Raw genomic sequence first — 18,155 nt, forward strand, 5'->3', positions numbered from 1 at the left:
GTCGCTTACTCATAACTGAAGAGGTCACCGCCGTGCATGTCGATCATTTCGAGTGCTTTACCACCGCCACGAGCAACACAAGTCAGCGGGTCATCAGCAACAATCACTGGAATTCCAGTTTCTTCCATGAGCAGTCGGTCAAGATCACGCAATAGCGCACCACCACCGGTTAACACCATGCCACGCTCAGAAATATCAGATGCCAACTCTGGAGGTGATTGTTCTAATGCAACCATAACGGCACTGACAATACCCATCAGCGGTTCTTGCAGTGCTTCTAAAATTTCATTGCTGTTAAGTGTAAATGAGCGTGGTACACCTTCAGCTAGATTTCGGCCTCGCACTTCAATTTCGCGAACTTCTTCACCTGGGAACGCTGAGCCAATTTCATGTTTAATGCGCTCAGCTGTTGCTTCACCAATCAATGAACCGAAGTTACGACGAATATAATTCACGATAGCTTCGTCAAACTTGTCACCACCAATTCGCACCGATGACGAATACACCACACCATTCAGTGAGATAATCGCAACTTCTGTTGTGCCACCACCAATATCGACGACCATTGAACCGGTTGGCTCCGAAACCGGAAGCCCAGCACCGATTGCAGCGGCCATTGGCTCATCAATCAGGTACACCTCACGGGCGCCAGCACCGAGCGCAGATTCACGAATGGCGCGACGTTCAACTTGAGTTGAACCACATGGCACACACACTAAAACACGCGGGCTTGGGCGGAAATAATGGCTGTCGTGCACTTTCTTAATAAAGTGCTGCAGCATTTTTTCAGTCACGTAAAAATCTGCAATTACACCATCTTTCATTGGGCGGATGGCTTTTATATTGCCAGGCGTTCGACCAAGCATTTGTTTTGCTGCTTGACCAACAGCAGCAACACTCTTAGGACCACCTGAGCGTTCTTGACGAATCGCTACAACCGAAGGTTCATTCAAGACAATACCTTCGTCTTTCACATAAATTAGTGTGTTTGCTGTACCCAAGTCGATCGATAGATCGTTGGAGAAGATGCCGCGTAACTTCTTAAACATGAGGGGATGTTCCCTTACTCGTAATTTGGTGGACTGAAAACTGTGTAACTTTACCAAGCTGACACCGTGCGGGCAAGCGTTATACCGTGTATATTAACTGCAACTTCCCACTCGTATGTACCCTTGGCTTTGAACGCAAACACTGCGAGCATTCGCGCCATTTATTTGTAATTCTACTGCACTTTGACCGCAGTTCTCGGCAGTGGTTGCATGCCCCGTTGAAACCGGACACCCTAGCGCATTGAACCGAAACCCCGTCGCTGCGTTTGGCAAGGCAGAAACTATCGACAAGGTGTTTTCAGCAGGCAGGGCAACAATACGCGCGTTATCAACGGGTTGGCCACAGTCGTACGGTATCACTTCGGCGCTATTTAATGTCACGCCATAACACCGATTGACAACATCCTGCATGGCTTGCTGCTGTTGTAAACGCAACAAGCTTAAAAGTTGACGTTCGGTTACAACCTGATCGACGCTACCCGAACCAAAAATTCGAGGGCCTGCAGTTACGGCCAAAATACCGACCAATACAATAACAATAATCAGCTCAACAAGCGTGAAACCTTGCTGATTATTTACAATTACACGGTGCCTTGTCGGACGTAATAGCATGATTTCGTCAGCTCTTTGTCGTTAATCATTTTGGGCGAACAATTTATGCAGTGTAAACGAAAAAAGTGTAGTATACAGAACAATATATCAACAAATTATAAGAAAAGTAGAAGCCTCGGAGCTTAGCTATGCCTCGAATGTCGATCACGCAACGGCCAAGTCACTCAAAACAACGTGGTTTCACGTTGATTGAGATTATTATTGGCATTGTGGTTTTGGGCATTTCGATAGTGCTCCTAACCGTATTGCTGTTTCCTCAAGCGCAACGTAGCGCCGAACCAATCCTACAACAACGAGCTGCCGCTTTGGGGCAAGCTTTTATCGATGAAATTAGCGGAAAATCATTTGATGAAAATAGTGATCGCCAGGGTGGTTTAGTTCGTTGTGGCGAGGGTACAACAACTTGTACCGCCCCAGCCGCTCTAGGCCCTGATAGCGAAACACGTGACACCTTCGATGATGTTGATGATTACCATCAACTCGAATTAACCGCACCAACTTTACAAGACGCCTTGGGTGACGATATTGCTGGCCGCTACGTCGGTTTCACCTATGCCATTGACGTGTGCTATAGCGATAATTTAGGCGTATGCCAATCAACCATTACTGCGTTTAAACGTATTCGCGTCACCGTCTCTACATCGTTTGGCCAAGACTTTGTTTTTACCTCACTGCGAGGTAATTACTAATGATAAATTATCAGCATAGATCTCGTGGCTTTACACTGGTCGAACTCGTTATCGTGATTGTGTTACTCGCTCTTACCGGGCTATTTGTGTTTAATTACCTCGGATTCGGTGCACAGATTTTTCGCGACACCACTGAACGTGATCAACTCGTCTCACAATCACGGTTTGCCTTAAATCGCTTAACGAGTGAGCTGCGCAATGCTGTTCCCCGCAGTGTTCGTGTAAGCGTTGCCGACAGTCAACGTTGCATTGAATTTATGCCGATACTGGCGAGTAGTCAGTATGTACGCATTCCGCGCCCAGGCCCTCCTTCAGTGTCAAATGTCCCCTTCACAGCCATTGCGCCAACCACACTTGATGGATTAGTCGGCGGCTATTTGTTGGTATATGCCACTACCACACAGCATATTTATGGCAATGCTACGCAGCGTCGAAAAGAGGTAACCGGCGTTACGCCGCCGGTTGATAATCTCGTTGATATCAGTTATTCGCCGAACACATTTTTCGTTACCGACAGTCCTGTACGACGCTACTACATCGGCGGCATGCCAATCAGCTGGTGCTACGACGAAACCAGTCGCGGGTTGTATCGATTTGAAGGCTATGGTCGATTGAATAACCAGCCCTCTTTCGCTGACCTACAATTATCAACGGCGACAAGTGCCGAACTTATGGCCGAAAATATCTATAATGACCTCAATAACAGTGAGTTCCCATTTAAAGTGTTTGAGGCAACGCTCTACAGAAACAGTTTGATTCAGTTTGATTGGCGCTTCCGTCGTGATGCGGCACAAGAACCGCTCGAGATTTTACACGAGGTGTATATACCGAATGTTCCGTAATCGACTGCAAACCTCAGTTTATCGACAACGTGGCGCCGCACTGGCTGTTGCGGTGTTTATTATTGTTGTAATGAGCCTGATCGGCATGGCCATGGTACGTATTTTAGGCGACGCCACATCGGCTACGGTTAGCGAAGTACTTGGAGCTCGCGCCCAAGCCGCAGCTCGTAGCGGCGCAGAAACGTTATTGGTCGATTTGTTTCCACTTAATTCAAGCAACGCCGACGAGACGATTTGTCCGGAACGAACGAGCAGCGAACCCACCTCCGTAGTGATTCAATCCAGTTTCTCGGTTGACGGACTCGCTAATTGCTCAACAACCGTTTACTGCGACCAAGCTGAGTTATCGGCGCCCTATTCTGGTATACATTTTCGTATTCTTGCACAAGGTAGCTGTGGTGCTGGCGATTTAACGTATTCAAAGGAAATTATGTTGGAGGCAAGTGATGGGGTTTATTAAATCAGTCATCCTAGCAATCGCATTGTTGCCCGCGCTCGCCTTCGCCAATTGGACCCTCCCTGATGACGCAGTGAATAACGTCGGTGACTTCGCCGGATGCAGCTTCGATGGGGGACAGACTGTTACCTGTAATAGTGACATCACGCTCACCACTGTCGATGCAACATTAAGCCTCACACAGAATCTTAACTTGGTGATAAATGGCGCATTTACCACCGCTGATGGCATCACGATTAATCCGAATAATAGTTATGTTCTAAACATACAGTTGGGCAGTAGTAACTTTCTCATGAGCGGTGATAATGCCGTCATCAATGCGAATATTTCCGCCGCGAATATTACCGTTAGTGGATTGGAAACGATTGTGAATGGCGATTTAAACGCCCTCGCAAATGTTTCCGTTGCGTCTGGGCCAACCATTAATGGCGATATTATAGCTGGCGGCAGCGTCTCAAATAGCGGTCTGATTAACGGCAAGGTGACGACAGCGGGTAACTTCGTTAATAATTCAGGCGCTGTCCTTAGCGGACGCGTCGATGCGTCAGGTAGCGTGCAGAATAACGGTACTGTTACTTCCAATATTGATGCTGTAGGAGCAGTCACCAACAGTAGTGGCGCAACAGCTGGCAGTATTAACGCCAGCAGTCCGGTGGTGAACGACGGAACCGTACTAGGGTATATCAATGCGCCCAGCGTTAGTGGTACCGGTACGGCGCCATATACTTGTAGCATTAATTCTTATGTTGGCCCGTGCCCCGGCGCGCAGGATCCCGAATACGACTACTGTAGTGAAGTGACACTATTAACCTCGTATGGCGTTGTAGGAAGCGGGGGATTCACCTTTGGCAATGGTTCTGAGATTAACGGTAATCCCATCGATGGCACCGGAAACACACCGACACCTATTGGGCAAGTTGATACTGTTGACTTGGAGTATCCGCCACTTGATCCATTGATTTTCCCGACGTTTAGTGGTGGAGCAGATTTAAATATTAGTAAGAAAAACGATCCGAGTGACATTCCCGCCGGCACTTACGGCACAATCAATGTCGCAGGCGGCAATAATGGTAATTTTCTTGGCGGCACTTACTATATTGATCGATTAGAAGTTGGCGCAACAGGGAGCGGAACCGGTATTACACTTGGCCCTGGCGATTACTTTATTCGCGAAATTGTTTTTCATTCAGGTATCTATGTAAATACCACCAGCGCTGGACCAGCTCGATTGTTTATCGAAACCGGAATTGGCCAAACCAATGCCAACCAGCTCGAAATTAATAGCGGCGGCTCAGCGTCGAATCTTCAAATTTATCTTTACGAAGGTGCGACGATATCATTGGGTAACGGTAATATGGGTGGCAATAAGGATACACTCAACTTTAACGGCACCATATATGGCCCATTCCCCGACAACGATATAACCTTAGGCAACAATAATACGCTACAAGGCAGTATTCTAACTGCTGGAACCATTGACGTTGGTACCGATACGGTCTTCAATTACAGTCCGGAAGTACAAGCTGAAGTCACGGCATCGTTAGGCTGTGCGCCGGTCGATTCCGAAGTACATCATTACCGTCTCCTCCACCCACAAGTATTGGTTAGTTGTTACTCGGCAGCTATCGAGGTGATCGCTTGCGCTGATGAAACGTGCTCAGCCACTTATGATGACCCTGTTACAATTACCGTGAGTTCGAGCGATGCAGACAGTGTCTGGCAAGGCGGTTCTCTCGACTCAACCACAGATGCCGATGCTAACCTATTATTTAGTAACGGCACTGGTGGCAGTGGCCTGCGTAATATTAATGGTGGAGCGGCAGCATTAACGCTAAGTAATGCCTCACCCACAGCGGTTGAAGCGACGCAGTGTTACGACAGCAGTGGCACAGTAGCCACCAGTTGTGAAGTAACGTTCAACACCGCCGGTTTAATCATTACCGATATCGATGGCGCTAGCCCATTGCCTGCAACCTTCGCAGGAAATGATTTACCTGCAGCTTTACGCGCGGTTGAAACCAATACCACGACAGGTGCTTGCGAAGCGCGATTATCCGGCACTCATACCGTGAACTTAGGCATGCAGTGTTTGAATCCGGGCACGTGTCAACCGGGACAATCACTGACAATTGACGGTCAAGCTATTGGCCTCAATGCTGCTGGAAGCAACACCAACACCCAAGCACTTGCGCTAACTTTTGATGCGACGGGCCGCGTTGAAAATGATTTGGTGGTCAATTATTCCGACGTAGGCCAGATTCGATTATTTGCCTCACTGCCACTAACGGAAGCACCATCGGCGTCCAATCCGGCTATTAGCGATCCCGATATTGAACTTGTGGGCACCAGTATCAATGACTTTGTAGTAAAACCGCACACATTAGTGACACGCGCCCTCGACGATGCTGGTGATTTATGGACCAGCACGACAGCAACGGGGCCAGGATTTACCGCCGCGGCAGCGCCGTTTAGTATGGTTGTCCAGTCGCTAAACGCTGCTGGCAATCCAACGCCTAACTTCGGCCTAGAATCGACTTCTGCGGGAGTACAAGTCCAATTTCATTCTATGGCTTATCCAACCCCCGCAGATATCGATAGCAATGGCTCTCAATTGACCTTGAACAACCCTTTTGTCATTGATCCAACCTATCCTGGAGCGAAGCGCACATCTGGGGCAATTTGGAAGGAAGTTGGCACCGTCAACTTAACGGCTCGCTTAAGCGGCGACAACTATCTTGGCGCCGGTGACGCATTCTCGCGTCCTCCAAGCCCCATCGGTCGTTTTTATCCGAGTCGCTTCACCGTTTCAGCGGCGAACGTAGTCAATGCTTGTAGCGGCTTCAGTTATATGGGACAAGATGCCATTGAAGTCACCTACACCGTTCAAGCGTTAAATCAACTGGATGAAGTGACGAAAAACTACGCCAATTCCGGTGGTGTACTCTACAGCGATACTGCGACGGTTCAAATGCGCGCCGCCAGTTTAACTCCTGTTGATGATATTGGTGATGAGTTTTATAACCGCCTCGATTTCTTGCCTCAAACCACTTGGTTAGCGGGCGAACTTACTTTTGCAAGCTCGGCCGTATCATTTAACCGCCGAGTAGATAATGAGCCCGACGGCCCCTACCCTGATCTCCAGCTTGGTTTGCAGTTGCTCGATCCCAGCACAGATGCCCGCAATTTCGCGGCCGCCGATCAGTCGATGACCGTCCAGAACGATCCGGCACTGACGTTGCCATCAACCGCCGTGCCAATTGGCGGCTTACTCGAGCTTCGTTACGGTCGAATGAGACTTGAGAATATCTTCGGCCCCGAAAATGAAGATTTACCGATTGTGATGTACAACGAATACTTTGATGGCAACCGCTTTGTCCTCAATGATATTGATTCATGTACCACGGTAACCGCCGCAAATCTTAATATCATCGATAATCCAGACGCGATCGATACCGTTGCCGATCAGCTGACGGGTCCAATTACGTTCAGTAACGGTGAATTGATCTACGGCGACTTGTTCTGGCTTGCGCCCAATGCACCAAATAACTTCGGTGACTTTATCTTCGAATATCAAGCTGACTCATGGTTGCGTTATGAGTGGGGTCACGATGCAGCTGAAATAAACGAGAATCCACGAGCCACGGCGGGCTTCGGTCAGTACCGCGGTAATGACCGCGTCATCTTCTGGATGGAAAGACAGTAGCCCGGCGTTTCACGCCGAGTGGCGGTAGCTCGGCGTTCTACGCCGAGTGGCGCGAAGCGCCGTTAATCTGGAGCTCAAATACGGTGTTCGTTATTCGTTATTCGTTATTCGTTGCTCGTTATTCGTTGTGCGTGCGCTCCGCTGTTCGTCCGTTCGCTTCGCTCACTGTTCGGTTAAATCACAGACAATAAAAAAGCGCCCGAAGGCGCTTTAAAATGAAAGATCTCTAATTAACAGCCTGTTGTTTCAATTGTAATTGTTGGACGTGAACCAGCTGAAGTAACATCTGTATATTCTACATAGCACTCAGTGATAGTTGTATGATCAGCAACATCTAACGTTGCCGATGGCGTTGTACCTGCTGGAGCAAAGCGCACAACATTTGCTGTATTACCGATATCTGCACTATCAGTATAGGCGATATCCCAGTCTGTTACAGTGATATTTAATGCCGCGGTAATGCCTGCTGCAGTTGCTGCAGGGTATCCGTAGACTACATCAATACCATCTACAGAAACATAATCGGCTGTTGGAGTCGCTCCATCATCAGCATCACCTTCAACGCCTTGAATTGCAGCTTTTCCATACACTAGATCAGCCGCACCATTCATAGAACCCTTCAATCCATTGAGCGTTGACTCGCGAGCGTCAGTTGAGAAGTTAAAGAATTGCGGAGCGGCAGTGACGGCGAGGATGCCGAGTACCACGATGACGATGATCAGTTCGATCAATGTAAAACCTTTTTGTGTTTTCATAGCGCTTTCCCTTTTAATAAGTAAGGAGTATTCCCCAAAGTATAAACTAATTATTACTAAAAATACTGACCCCACCGGTACGTGGGTTATATACAAACACGTTACCGACAGAGAGATAGTCGGTGCCACTTGGCGCTGAAGCCAAGTTTTTAATGGTATTTGCTAAATAATACACGCAAATATCATTGGTTCCGTTATTTTCGCGGGTCACGTAATAACGGTTTTCACCCAGCAGGGTAAAACTGGTGGTAGCGGTTGGCGCACCTTGTAAAATGGCTTGCATCATGGTGCGGCAATCTTCACTGGTAATGTTTAAATCGTGGGCATTAAGATTGTTGTCGCCACTGACTGGGTAGCCGGTGCTTCCATCCACGTTAACGCTAATGCCATCCATGACAACAACGGCGCCTGCGCCATCCGCGTTACCTTGTGGACGACCGCGTAGTTCCCATTCAGCACGCACAAGGCCGACCGCGCTGGCAAAGCCTCCGGCAACACCTTCTACGGCCGCATCTTCGGCATCAGCTGTCACACTGGTAAAGCGTGGCAGTGCCGAGGCTGCCAACAAGCCCAGAATAACAACAACAATAATCAGCTCAATCAGGGTAAAACCCGACTGGTTCGCTGTTGAAGTAAGTTTCGTCTGCACTGCTTGCATCCCTTATTCCCCGTAGGTTTATTATGATTTTTATAACAAAACCATGCAAATATTAATGGTTATCCACAATTGTTAAATTACGGTTAATTATCGACCCCGATACGCATCCATCATTTCCCACATTGGTAAGAATACACCCAATGCCATAATGGTGATGATTACCGCCACAAATACTAATAAAATCGGCTCGATGCGCGCGGTCAAACTCTTGAGATCATAATCGACTTCGCGTTCGTAATATCCAGCCACTTCAAATAACATTTCATCGACTCGACCTGTTTCTTCGCCAACGGCTATCATTTGCAATACTAAGGGCGTAAATAGCTCACTATTGCGGGCAGTTCGCGTTAAGCTCTCACCGCGCTCAATATTACGTCGCATGTCGTTAATGCGCCCACTCATCCAGCTATTATCCACTGCTTCAGCGACTAAACCTAAGCCTTGCGTTAATGGCACTCCCGCTTGCAACATCACCGCAAACGTGCGCGCAAACCGAGCTAGCAATGAACGCATGACAATATCACCAACCACTGGCATACGCGTTTTGAATCGATCCCACACCATTCTTCCAGGTACGGTTTTAACGTAGTTGATTGCGCCTGCAATCGCCACTACAACCACTCCGAGCATCAGTGGCCACCAATTTACGAAGAAATTTGATGTGGCGAGAATAATGCGCGTCGGTAATGGTAAATCCACATTAAAATTCGCAAACATTTGCGCAAACGGCGGTATCACCCAAATGTTTATGATTACGACCGCAGCCACTAACGCCAACATAATAAACATGGGGTAGCGCAGCGCTGACTTAATCGCTTTACGCGTTTCTTGTTCTTTTTCTAGGTAGTCTGAAAGCTGCAAAAATGCGCCTTCTAATTCACCCGTGTTTTCGCCAACGTGCACAATTGCAACCAATAGGCGTGGAAACACACGTGGATGAGAGGCCATTGCAGAAGATAGCTGGCGACCGCGCTCTAGCTGCTCCACTAAATCTTTTAATACAGCACCAAATCGTTTGTTACTCGTATTCTCCGCTAATCCCTCCATGGCACGAAGCAGCGGTATACCTGCTTTGGTTAACGAATACATTTGTCGAGTAAATATGATCAGATCAACATGGCTAATGCGTTGTTGAAACAATCCAGAGGACTTGGCTCCTACTTTGGCTTCGGTCACTTCAATTTGTATCGCCAACGGGGTGATTCCCCGACGCAATAAGCTATCGGCTGCTGAGCTTTCACTCGCCGCTTCAATAACCCCCTGCACTGGCTGGCCACCATTATCGCGGCCACGATACTTATAGTTCGCCATCGCCACCCTCTGTGGTTGCCGCCGTTATTCGTAGTTCTTTTTCTTCGACTGTTTCAGCCAAAAACAACACTTCATCAAGAGAAGTAATACCTGCTCGCGCATACTCCAATGCAACGCTCGCTAATGGTTTAAACCCTTCTGACTGACGCGCTGCTTGGGCAAACTCGCGCATATTGCTATCGCGTAACGCATCAATCATCGTTTCGTTCATTTCTAGAAATTCGAATACACCAATTCGACCCTTATAGCCCGTATGATTACAGCTACGACAGCCCTTACCACGCACAAAACCACTGCCATTTGTCGGAATACTGGGATCCATGCGGCGTAAGAGTGTCAACTCAGCAACCTCTGGCGTATCGGCTATCTTGCAATTGTCGCACACGCGACGAATCAAGCGTTGTGCGAGAACACCTCGCAAAGCCGCACCAACTAAATATGGTGCTGCACCCATATCAATTAATCGCAGCGCACTCGTAATCGAATCGTTGGTGTGCAAAGTGGTCAGTACTAAGTGACCCGTAATCGCACCACGCAGACCAATCTCAACGGTTTCGTGATCACGCATCTCACCCACCATGATAATGTCGGGGTCTTGGCGCAAAGTGGTACGTAATACGTTCGAGAAACTCAGTCCAATTTTGCTGTTTACTTGAACCTGAGAAATACGAGGTAAGCGGTATTCGACTGGGTCTTCAACCGTGATAATCTTCTTTTCGGCTTGGTTGAGTTCACTTAGCGCGCCGTACAATGTTGTGGTTTTACCCGAGCCTGTCGGACCGGTCACAATTAACATGCCATACGGACGATGAATCAATCGACGCACACGCTTGAGGATATGTTCTGGCATACCCGTCTGCTCGAGCTGCAGCAAGCCTGCAGACTGATCCAGCAAACGCATGACGCACGATTCGCCATACTGTACCGGCATCGTCGATACCCGCACATCAATAGAGTGGTCGCGTATTTTAATATTAAAGCGGCCATCTTGTGGTAATCGCTTCTCGGAAATATCCAAGCCAGCCATCAGCTTCAATCGCAACAACAGGGCGTTGGCAATATTGGTTTCAGTGAGCACGTTTTCTTGTAACACACCGTCAACTCGCATCCGAATGCGCAATGCACGATCATCTGGTTCGATGTGAATGTCTGAAGCACGCACTTGCACGGCATCAGCAAAAATCGATTGTAAGAGCTTGGCGACCGTTGCTTCGTCGTCATCGTCATCAAGCGACAATGCGCCAAGATCAAATTCGGCTCCATCCTGGGTTTCGGTTTGCAGCTCTTTTGCAAACTGAGCAATGTCTTTGGTACGGCGATAAAGGTTATCAAATGCCTCAAGCAAATCCGCATCGGGCACTACCGCAAGCTTCATTTCGCGTGGCTGCAGATAATGAGAAATAGCGTCTACGGCAGCAAGATCAGCAGGATCGCTCATACCAACGAGAGCATTCGTTTCATCAGCTTCAATGACTAAGGCGCGATGACGACGCGCCTGAACTTCGGGAATTAGGTTCACCACTTGCTGTGAAATCTTACGGTCACCGAGTTCAATCAACGGGATGTTCAACTGACGCGCTAAGAATTCAAGCAAATCATGTTCTTCAATGAACCCAAGATCAATCAATGTCACGCCAAGCTTCCGGCCATTTTGCTTCTGATCGGCTAACGCTTGCTGCAACTGAGACTCTGTAATCATGCCATCTTGAACGAGTAGATCACCGAGGCGCATTTTTAAACGTGGGCGCATCTTAGAATCCCTCCAATACAGCAAGACGTTGTTCGATATACGAGCGAGCGTCCTGACCTAAGTCCGGTTGCTTTATCGCTTGATGATAACTGCGAACCGCAGCTTCAATATTATCGCCATCTTCGTAAGCGACAGCTGCGGCAAGCCACCAACGACCTTCATTCGATTGCGTCGCAAGCGCGGTATAGTCAGCGGCAGCCTCATTAAAATAACCAAGCTGCGTTGCCGATGACGCTCTTAATTGCAATAACTCCGGAGTTTCTGGCGCTTGCATAGGAATAACGGCAAGTACCTGATACGCCTGTTCAACTCGACCCACTCGCTCATATATTCGTGCTAACAACAACTGCCATTCGGTTTGCTGAGGCTTTAAATCTAACCCTTGTTGTAACAAGGTGATTGCTCGGCTCGTTAAACCCCGCCCGTACCAATATGCGGCCAGTTCAGAGCGAACTTTTACATGATCTGGTTTAACCACCAATGCTTTCTCGAGTAACTCTTGTCCTCTAGCCTGTTCACCTTTCTGGAACGCTTCACGAGCTTTTGCTAGGTTTGTATCGGCTAATTCTTGCGATGATAATTGCACCCGCTCAACACTAAACGACTGAGATGAACTTGATGCTGGCGGCTTCTTCGTTGCTTTTGGGGTCGGCTCAGGTGTTGGAGCTGGTTCGGTTATCACGTTAGTTTCCGCAGGCTCCGACTCTGTCGTAGGCTGCTTCGGTGATTTTTCCGTCACTTCGGTGTCTTGAGTTTTAGGTAACGTTGCCACATCAACAATGACGTTTGGCTTTTCGACTTTTGCTGCCGCTTCTTGTGATGAGGTTTCAGATTTTGTCGGCGTCTCTTTTCCCACGGTCTCGGCAGCCAACGCCTCCGATTTAGCAATGGATTGGCTCAGTTCAACTGGGGTCGTTTCAACCGTTGATGCTGACTCAACTTCCGCTGACGCTTGATTTGAGCTGTACATCCACCACAGATTTAATGCCCCGATTATCGCCGCTAAGCTCACGACTAAAATGCCAACAATCCATGCCCAATGAATCGGTTGAGGCGCAACCGCCGCCGGTGTATAAGTGCGTCGGTTATTTTGCTGCTGACGCTGGTCAAGATCACGTAACATCCGATTGATAACACTCATAGGTTACCTCCAGCAAACCATTGCTGTTGATAACCCCAAAATGCTAGCGCGGCGAGCGCAGCAGCACCTAATACCCACCAATACCAAGTACGTTTCGGCAACATTGCATCTTCTGTATCGTCGACGGCAGTACGCACATGCTTCGGAGTAACCGGATACACACCCTCGCCATAACACAGCAATAGCACCTTATGGCATAAAACATTCGCAAGTCTTGGAATACCGCGACTCGCCTGATGTAGCATACTCACGACGCGGCCATTAAAGATTGGCGCACCTTTATAACCGGCCACATGTAAACGATGGGAAATATAACGTGCCAACTCGTGTACCGTCATTGCTTGCAAGTGATAGCTAAACGAGATGCGTTGGCGTAACTGGCGATGCTCTCGTGCCGCTAAACGTTCGTTCAGCTCAGGTTGCCCAAACAAAACGATGTGTAAGAGTTTTCGCGTCTCAGTTTCCAAATTCGAGATCAGACGCAGCGCTTCAAGTGAGTCGCTCGGCAATGCTTGCGCTTCATCCAATACAATGACAACCGTTTTACCCGCAGCATTAATCTCCATGAGCCGTTGTTGAATCGCTTGCGTAACTAACTGCTGACTGCTTGCTGATGAAATATCCACTTGTAGTTCGCGAGCAATTTGTGCACGCAGTTCATCCGGATTTAAAAACGGATTTGGGATGTATGCCGTCACATATGGTTCGGGTAATTCGTTCAGTAACTTACGACACAATAAGGTTTTACCGGTACCAACCTCACCAACAACTTTGATGAAACCTTCACCGGTACGCAATGCGGTTAACAATACTTCCAAAGCTGCGCGGTGACCTTCAAGATCACAATAGAAACTGGTATTCGGCGTCAGCGTGAATGGTAGTTCGGTTAAGCCGTAATGCTTTTGATACATAGCGGTCTCAGTTTCCGTACCATTGCTTTAAAATTTCGCTAGAACGGTCAAGTTCGTCCTGCCAAGTATCCACGCCAACCACGGTTGGGCGAATCAATATCACCAGCTCTTTCTTCTGTTCGACGCGGCGCTTATTTTTAAATAGGTTGCCAACGACCGGAATATCGCCCAACAAAGGTGCTTTCGCTTCAGTATCGGTGTATGAGGTCTGCATTAACCCACCCAAGACGACAATTTCACCATTGCGTGCTTTTACGATCGTGTCACTCTCACGAATGTTGCTTTGCGCTAATGGAAGAACAAAGGTGTCATTGTTCAGCTTAACCACTTTTTCTTGTTCCGTGGTTTCAACAACGGAAGGATGCACATGCAAAATCACTTCACCGTCTTCACTAATTTGCGGCGTAATATCGAGAGAGATACCAGAGAAGAACGGCGTTAACTCAATATTCGGTGTCGACGTGGTGGCTGTACCAGTGACCGTCGTTGTTGAAACGTTGGTAACAAAGTATTCGTCTTCACCGATTTTAATTACGGCTTTTTGGTTGTTTGCTGCACTCACCCGCGGGTTTGACAGTACCTGGACATTTCCTTGAGTTTGCAACAGGTTTAATGCACCAGTGAACTCACCAACGTTCAAGGTCATACCGAATACACCGCCGAGGCTGCTACCAGTAATGCCAGAACCGCTCATGCTAATAGTGCCTACCGAGTTACCAGCTTCAAAAATATCGTTCCAATTAATGCCTTGTTGATAATCGTCATTCAGTGCAACTTCGACAATGCGCGCTTCAAGAATGACCTGACGTTGTAGACGACGTTGTGCTGATTCCAGAAATTCTCGCGCAGCGCGAATTTCACTAGGTAATGCGGTGACCGTAACTAATCCAGCTTGCGGCGCAACAACGACACGACGTCCTTCGCCTGGCCCCACAATGCCCTCAATAATAGCTTTCAGGTCGCTCCACCAATCGGTTTCAGAAGAGCTACTAATTGAAGAACCGTTGGTTTGCATGCCGTTCAAGTTTTGCGAGAGCGGATTGTTGTTATTCACACCCCCCTGGTTACCTAATAAATTGTTATTAGCGTTGCTGCCGTACTGGTTGTTACCGCTATTGTTGCGATCGTTGTCTTTTACTCCGCCTGAGCTGACACTAGTTTGTGAAAGCCCCATGCGACGCAGCGCTAGATAATCAAGTGCAATGGTCTCGCTACGTAACCCTGCTGGAAATACACGAATCATATTGCGCTCTTTGCGCACCTGATAACCATAAATATCGCTAATAACATCGAGCGTTTCGGTTAGTGTTACGTCTTTTAAGTTTACCGTTATGGAACCCGAAACTTCGGGGTGAACCACGATGTTATAGGGCGAGTCGGCGGTTAATCCTGCAAAAAACTGAGCAGCAGGAACTTCATTTGCGGCAATAGAAAAACGCGGTTCAGCAAGAAGTTGTTCGCCCGCCTCACGCAATTGATTATTTTGACCACGCAGGCTTTCGCGCACTGAATCAGGCAGTGGTGGGCGTTCACTCGTTGCGCGCCCTGCCGAACGCTCTTGCAACGCCTGCTGCGCCTCTGTTGGCTTGCGCTCTGGCTGATGAGCGCAGGCGGCCACCAACAGTAAGGCGATGCTAATCAAGCCTACTCGAATCATAAACTGCTCCCTGCTGACGGGTAATACGGTGTTGCTGAAAAGCTAAACAGCCGTAAGGTTAAATCTTTACTGTTCCGCGTATCTCGCAAACTTACTTCACTCATTTGGATAGCTGTCACCTTGTACGGTCCAATTGTCTCACCTACAACTTTCCACTGGCCATCAATCAGTGCTTTTCGTTGTTCACCAACCCACCGAATAGACTGCAATTTCAATACTTCTGATGCAGGCGTTGGGCTACCAGCACGTTCAAGAACTCGAGGTGGCGCCGTTGGGTCACGCAGTTCTTGCAGCGCCGATGCCGGTACACTTATGAGTAGTAATATCAGTAATCCATTAGCTCGCAACATAATCACGCTCCAAGCTGATGGTATAAATTTCTAACGTCAATTCCGCTTCAGGGGCTTGGAGTACATTGTAATCCAAGCGCTGCCAGTAGAATGACCACTCCAACTTCTCAAGCTGTTGCAGGTAATTACTTAACGAAAAATAATTACCCCGAATGACAAGCTGTAAACGATGACGAAAGATACCTGTATCTTGGTTCATTTCATCTTGGTAAATAAGTTCAGCCGGTAAGGCTTGAGCCGACTGTACTTTGACGTTACTTGCTTGATTCAATAAAGCTCGCAGTAAAGCTCGATTGTCGGCAGCACTCACATAATTGGCTTCTTGATTGAGTTGCTGATCGACTTCAAGCAGACTTGCCTGCAATTGCTCTAAGCGCCGTCTTTGAGCAGCTTGTGGGTCACCTGCCAAACGCTGATCTATTTGTTTTATCTCACGCAATAATTGGTCTACTTGGCTTTGTTGCATTTCTTGCTTGGTCTTTTCTGCCTGAATGACGTCAAGAGCTGGACGGAAACCAAACCAATAACTCAAATAAATAATTAAGAACAACGCAGCAATGAACCAAATGCGGCGGCGCTTTGCATCAACTGCTTCGAATTTTTGTTGCCACTGCAGCCATTGCTGTTTCATCGCGCTGCCCCCGCATTCGTTCGTGGCTGTGCCAGCAAACTGCTGTGCTGTAGGCTACCCACGGTAAAATCGAGAACACCTGATGTATTAACATCTCGTAATTCAAAAACGCCGAACTGTCGACCGCTCAACGTGTCGTAATCGGAAAAACTCGCCAACCAAAGCGGCAACGCACTGGCGCTGGCGGTTTTACCCTGCAGCGTCAACTGCCCGTTCGAAATCAAGATTCGATGAAGCCAAATGGCATCTGTGTCGGCGCGAGCCAGATCGTCGAGTACGTCGGCAAAACTTGCTGCCTGAGTTTGAGTCACATTTTGCATCTGTTGCAGCAATCGTTGCCGTTGGGCTAAATCGAGTTCAATTTGCTCAATTTGTTGCGCTACTTTTGCATCATTCATCGCTGCACGAAGTTCAGCTTGTTTCGCTATTAGTTGCTGCTGCGACTGGCTAAGATTGTGAGCCATGCGCTGTGTATTAATCTCGGTTTGGTTTGCCCACAACGTCATCGCAACCGAACCAAATACGCCGAGAACTAAGACAGCAGCCACCGCAGTCATCACCCGCTTAAAGGTTAACGTTTCATGCTTGGGCCGCAATTCAAGTACGTAAAGGTTCGCTATTTGCTTCATGCAACCTCCCGACTTTCAATGCGCAAGCGTTGCGCGAGCAATACCCCTCCAAGCACCGGATAATCCGAGAAATCGCCCGCCGCTAACTCTTGTGCCCATTGCGGATAATCAGCCCAACGCGACGTAAGCCCAAGATCTTCATCAAGCTGCTGGGTAATGCCTTGGCGATTCTTTGTGCCAATCGCAATAATTACTTCACGAATGGGTCGCTGCCGTAATTGACGTTCAAAGTAGTCAGCTGAGCGTTGTACCTCGACGCTAAGCGGCGCAGCACCGCCGAGTTTTATTTCGTCTGAAGTTAACTGAGATAATTGCTCTAAGCTGCGTACTACACGATTTACTTGGAGCCGCCCTTGCTGATACACCTGTAGCAATGCGGGTTCTAAATCGTGTTGATAAGCCAATACCGCAGGCTCAACTTGCTCTGCGAACAATTGCGCTATCGCTTGTTCTTCAGAAACAATGCCAGCGATATTGCCACTAATTTGGTGAAGTTCGTGTAATACCGGTTCGAGTACCTTTCTGTCAGCAACAATCGCGTTGATTTTGTCTTGTCCTGCTAGCTGTACCGGCGCGTCATAGTAATCAGCGATAATATCTGCCGGAGGCAACGTGACGAGATCGCGCAGGTTGTAACGCAAAGCTTGGGTAATTTCTTCAGCAGGGAGATTCGGGCGCTCTAGTTGCACGCTTTGATATAACGAGGGGCCAAGCACAACGAGAACAGTAGGATTGCCTTTCGTGTAACGCGCATATTTTACCGTCAGAGACTTAATTGCAGTCGCCCAGTTGCCATCGATAACTTCAAGATGGTCGGAAACAATAAGGGCCGGCGCGTGACCTGCGTCGTCATCAGCAAATTCAGCAACCGCCAGAGACACGAACCCTGAGGCCAACGCGTACGTCAGCACCAGTCGATTGTTGTGTTTAGCGCGCCACAAACGAATCAAGTTGCTTTCCTTTCAAATTATAATTTTTATTATAGTTCTATTTATAAACCCTCAAGCCAT

17 protein-coding genes are annotated in these 18,155 nt (G+C 48.1%); 4 read left to right on the forward strand and 13 right to left on the reverse strand.

Annotated elements, in window-relative coordinates:
* Positions 1 to 5: 5 nt before the first annotated feature.
* Positions 6 to 1,049, reverse strand: coding sequence for a rod shape-determining protein (locus CWI76_RS06695; RefSeq protein WP_092856688.1), 1,044 nt, complete (start codon positions 1,047 to 1,049; stop codon positions 6 to 8).
* Positions 1,050 to 1,142: 93 nt separating this feature from the next.
* Positions 1,143 to 1,661, reverse strand: a complete 519-nt coding sequence (locus tag CWI76_RS06700; RefSeq protein WP_126759575.1) for a type II secretion system protein — start codon at positions 1,659 to 1,661, stop codon at positions 1,143 to 1,145.
* Between the two features lie 128 nt (positions 1,662 to 1,789).
* Between CWI76_RS06700 and CWI76_RS06705 the strand changes: the two genes are divergently transcribed.
* Genes CWI76_RS06705 through CWI76_RS06720 form a run of 4 tightly spaced genes read left to right on the forward strand, consistent with a single transcriptional unit; the run spans position 1,790 to position 7,352 of the window.
* Positions 1,790 to 2,350 carry a type IV pilus modification PilV family protein gene (locus CWI76_RS06705; protein ID WP_126759576.1) on the forward strand — a complete coding sequence of 187 codons (561 nt, stop codon included), beginning with the start codon at positions 1,790 to 1,792 and terminating at the stop codon, positions 2,348 to 2,350.
* On the forward strand, positions 2,350 to 3,192 hold the full coding sequence (locus tag CWI76_RS06710) for a PilW family protein (protein ID WP_126759577.1): 843 nt from the start codon (positions 2,350 to 2,352) through the stop codon (positions 3,190 to 3,192). Before CWI76_RS06705 ends, CWI76_RS06710 begins: the two co-directional genes overlap by 1 nt.
* On the forward strand, positions 3,182 to 3,652 hold the full coding sequence (locus CWI76_RS06715) for a hypothetical protein (RefSeq protein ID WP_126759578.1): 471 nt from the start codon (positions 3,182 to 3,184) through the stop codon (positions 3,650 to 3,652). Before CWI76_RS06710 ends, CWI76_RS06715 begins: the two co-directional genes overlap by 11 nt.
* Positions 3,639 to 7,352: a polymer-forming cytoskeletal protein gene (locus CWI76_RS06720; RefSeq protein WP_126759579.1), complete on the forward strand. Its 3,714-nt coding sequence runs from the start codon at positions 3,639 to 3,641 to the stop codon at positions 7,350 to 7,352. The genes CWI76_RS06715 and CWI76_RS06720 overlap by 14 nt, the downstream gene beginning before the upstream one ends.
* Positions 7,353 to 7,582: 230 nt before the next feature.
* Here the strand turns inward: CWI76_RS06720 and CWI76_RS11755 are convergent, their stop codons facing one another.
* From CWI76_RS11755 to CWI76_RS06775, 11 genes are all read right to left on the reverse strand, one after another.
* A complete protein-coding gene (locus CWI76_RS11755) occupies positions 7,583 to 8,107 on the reverse strand; it encodes a type II secretion system protein (protein WP_126759580.1) in 525 nt (174 codons plus the stop codon).
* A 46-nt stretch (positions 8,108 to 8,153) separates the two neighbouring features.
* Positions 8,154 to 8,765 (reverse strand): type II secretion system protein, encoded by a 612-nt coding sequence (locus CWI76_RS06730; RefSeq protein WP_126759581.1) that lies wholly within the window; start codon positions 8,763 to 8,765, stop codon positions 8,154 to 8,156.
* A gap of 87 nt (positions 8,766 to 8,852) precedes the next feature.
* The gene (locus CWI76_RS06735) at positions 8,853 to 10,076 is read right to left on the reverse strand and encodes a type II secretion system F family protein (RefSeq protein ID WP_126759582.1); all 1,224 of its coding nucleotides are present in this window, start codon (positions 10,074 to 10,076) and stop codon (positions 8,853 to 8,855) included.
* Positions 10,063 to 11,826 (reverse strand): GspE/PulE family protein, encoded by a 1,764-nt coding sequence (locus CWI76_RS06740; RefSeq protein WP_126759583.1) that lies wholly within the window; start codon positions 11,824 to 11,826, stop codon positions 10,063 to 10,065. The genes CWI76_RS06735 and CWI76_RS06740 overlap by 14 nt, the downstream gene beginning before the upstream one ends.
* A gap of 1 nt (position 11,827) precedes the next feature.
* Complete coding sequence (locus CWI76_RS06745) at positions 11,828 to 12,967, reverse strand: tetratricopeptide repeat protein (protein ID WP_126759584.1); 1,140 nt, start codon at positions 12,965 to 12,967, stop codon at positions 11,828 to 11,830.
* Entirely contained in the window at positions 12,964 to 13,878 is a 915-nt protein-coding gene (locus CWI76_RS06750) for an ExeA family protein (protein WP_126759585.1), read from the reverse strand. Before CWI76_RS06750 ends, CWI76_RS06745 begins: the two co-directional genes overlap by 4 nt.
* A 7-nt stretch (positions 13,879 to 13,885) precedes the next feature.
* On the reverse strand, positions 13,886 to 15,535 hold the full coding sequence (gene mshL / locus CWI76_RS06755) for a pilus (MSHA type) biogenesis protein MshL (protein ID WP_126759586.1): 1,650 nt from the start codon (positions 15,533 to 15,535) through the stop codon (positions 13,886 to 13,888).
* Positions 15,532 to 15,885 (reverse strand): hypothetical protein, encoded by a 354-nt coding sequence (locus CWI76_RS06760; protein ID WP_126759587.1) that lies wholly within the window; start codon positions 15,883 to 15,885, stop codon positions 15,532 to 15,534. The genes mshL and CWI76_RS06760 overlap by 4 nt, the downstream gene beginning before the upstream one ends.
* Entirely contained in the window at positions 15,872 to 16,516 is a 645-nt protein-coding gene (locus CWI76_RS06765; RefSeq protein ID WP_126759588.1) for a hypothetical protein, read from the reverse strand. The genes CWI76_RS06760 and CWI76_RS06765 overlap by 14 nt, the downstream gene beginning before the upstream one ends.
* The gene (locus CWI76_RS06770) at positions 16,513 to 17,145 is read right to left on the reverse strand and encodes a PilN domain-containing protein (RefSeq protein WP_126759589.1); all 633 of its coding nucleotides are present in this window, start codon (positions 17,143 to 17,145) and stop codon (positions 16,513 to 16,515) included. The genes CWI76_RS06765 and CWI76_RS06770 overlap by 4 nt, the downstream gene beginning before the upstream one ends.
* Positions 17,142 to 18,095, reverse strand: a complete 954-nt coding sequence (locus tag CWI76_RS06775) for a hypothetical protein (RefSeq protein WP_126759590.1) — start codon at positions 18,093 to 18,095, stop codon at positions 17,142 to 17,144. The genes CWI76_RS06770 and CWI76_RS06775 overlap by 4 nt, the downstream gene beginning before the upstream one ends.
* Positions 18,096 to 18,155 lie beyond the last annotated feature (60 nt).

Origin of the sequence: Pseudidiomarina marina (assembly GCF_003987045.1) — a bacterium.
In the GTDB taxonomy this organism is placed as follows: Bacteria; Pseudomonadota; Gammaproteobacteria; order Enterobacterales; family Alteromonadaceae; genus Pseudidiomarina; species Pseudidiomarina marina.

Bases quoted from the DNA above. Each gene is read 5' to 3' on its own strand.
- CWI76_RS06695 (WP_092856688.1), bottom strand. From the start codon at position 1,049: ATGTTTAAGAAGTTACGCGGCATCTTCTCCAACGATCTATCGATCGAC.
- CWI76_RS06700 (WP_126759575.1), bottom strand. From the start codon at position 1,661: ATGCTATTACGTCCGACAAGGCACCGTGTAATTGTAAATAATCAGCAA.
- CWI76_RS06705 (WP_126759576.1), top strand. From the start codon at position 1,790: ATGCCTCGAATGTCGATCACGCAACGGCCAAGTCACTCAAAACAACGT.
- CWI76_RS06710 (WP_126759577.1), top strand. From the start codon at position 2,350: ATGATAAATTATCAGCATAGATCTCGTGGCTTTACACTGGTCGAACTC.
- CWI76_RS06715 (WP_126759578.1), top strand. From the start codon at position 3,182: ATGTTCCGTAATCGACTGCAAACCTCAGTTTATCGACAACGTGGCGCC.
- CWI76_RS06720 (WP_126759579.1), top strand. From the start codon at position 3,639: ATGGGGTTTATTAAATCAGTCATCCTAGCAATCGCATTGTTGCCCGCG.
- CWI76_RS11755 (WP_126759580.1), bottom strand. From the start codon at position 8,107: ATGAAAACACAAAAAGGTTTTACATTGATCGAACTGATCATCGTCATC.
- CWI76_RS06730 (WP_126759581.1), bottom strand. From the start codon at position 8,765: ATGCAAGCAGTGCAGACGAAACTTACTTCAACAGCGAACCAGTCGGGT.
- CWI76_RS06735 (WP_126759582.1), bottom strand. From the start codon at position 10,076: ATGGCGAACTATAAGTATCGTGGCCGCGATAATGGTGGCCAGCCAGTG.
- CWI76_RS06740 (WP_126759583.1), bottom strand. From the start codon at position 11,826: ATGCGCCCACGTTTAAAAATGCGCCTCGGTGATCTACTCGTTCAAGAT.
- CWI76_RS06745 (WP_126759584.1), bottom strand. From the start codon at position 12,967: ATGAGTGTTATCAATCGGATGTTACGTGATCTTGACCAGCGTCAGCAG.
- CWI76_RS06750 (WP_126759585.1), bottom strand. From the start codon at position 13,878: ATGTATCAAAAGCATTACGGCTTAACCGAACTACCATTCACGCTGACG.
- mshL (WP_126759586.1), bottom strand. From the start codon at position 15,535: ATGATTCGAGTAGGCTTGATTAGCATCGCCTTACTGTTGGTGGCCGCC.
- CWI76_RS06760 (WP_126759587.1), bottom strand. From the start codon at position 15,885: ATGTTGCGAGCTAATGGATTACTGATATTACTACTCATAAGTGTACCG.
- CWI76_RS06765 (WP_126759588.1), bottom strand. From the start codon at position 16,516: ATGAAACAGCAATGGCTGCAGTGGCAACAAAAATTCGAAGCAGTTGAT.
- CWI76_RS06770 (WP_126759589.1), bottom strand. From the start codon at position 17,145: ATGAAGCAAATAGCGAACCTTTACGTACTTGAATTGCGGCCCAAGCAT.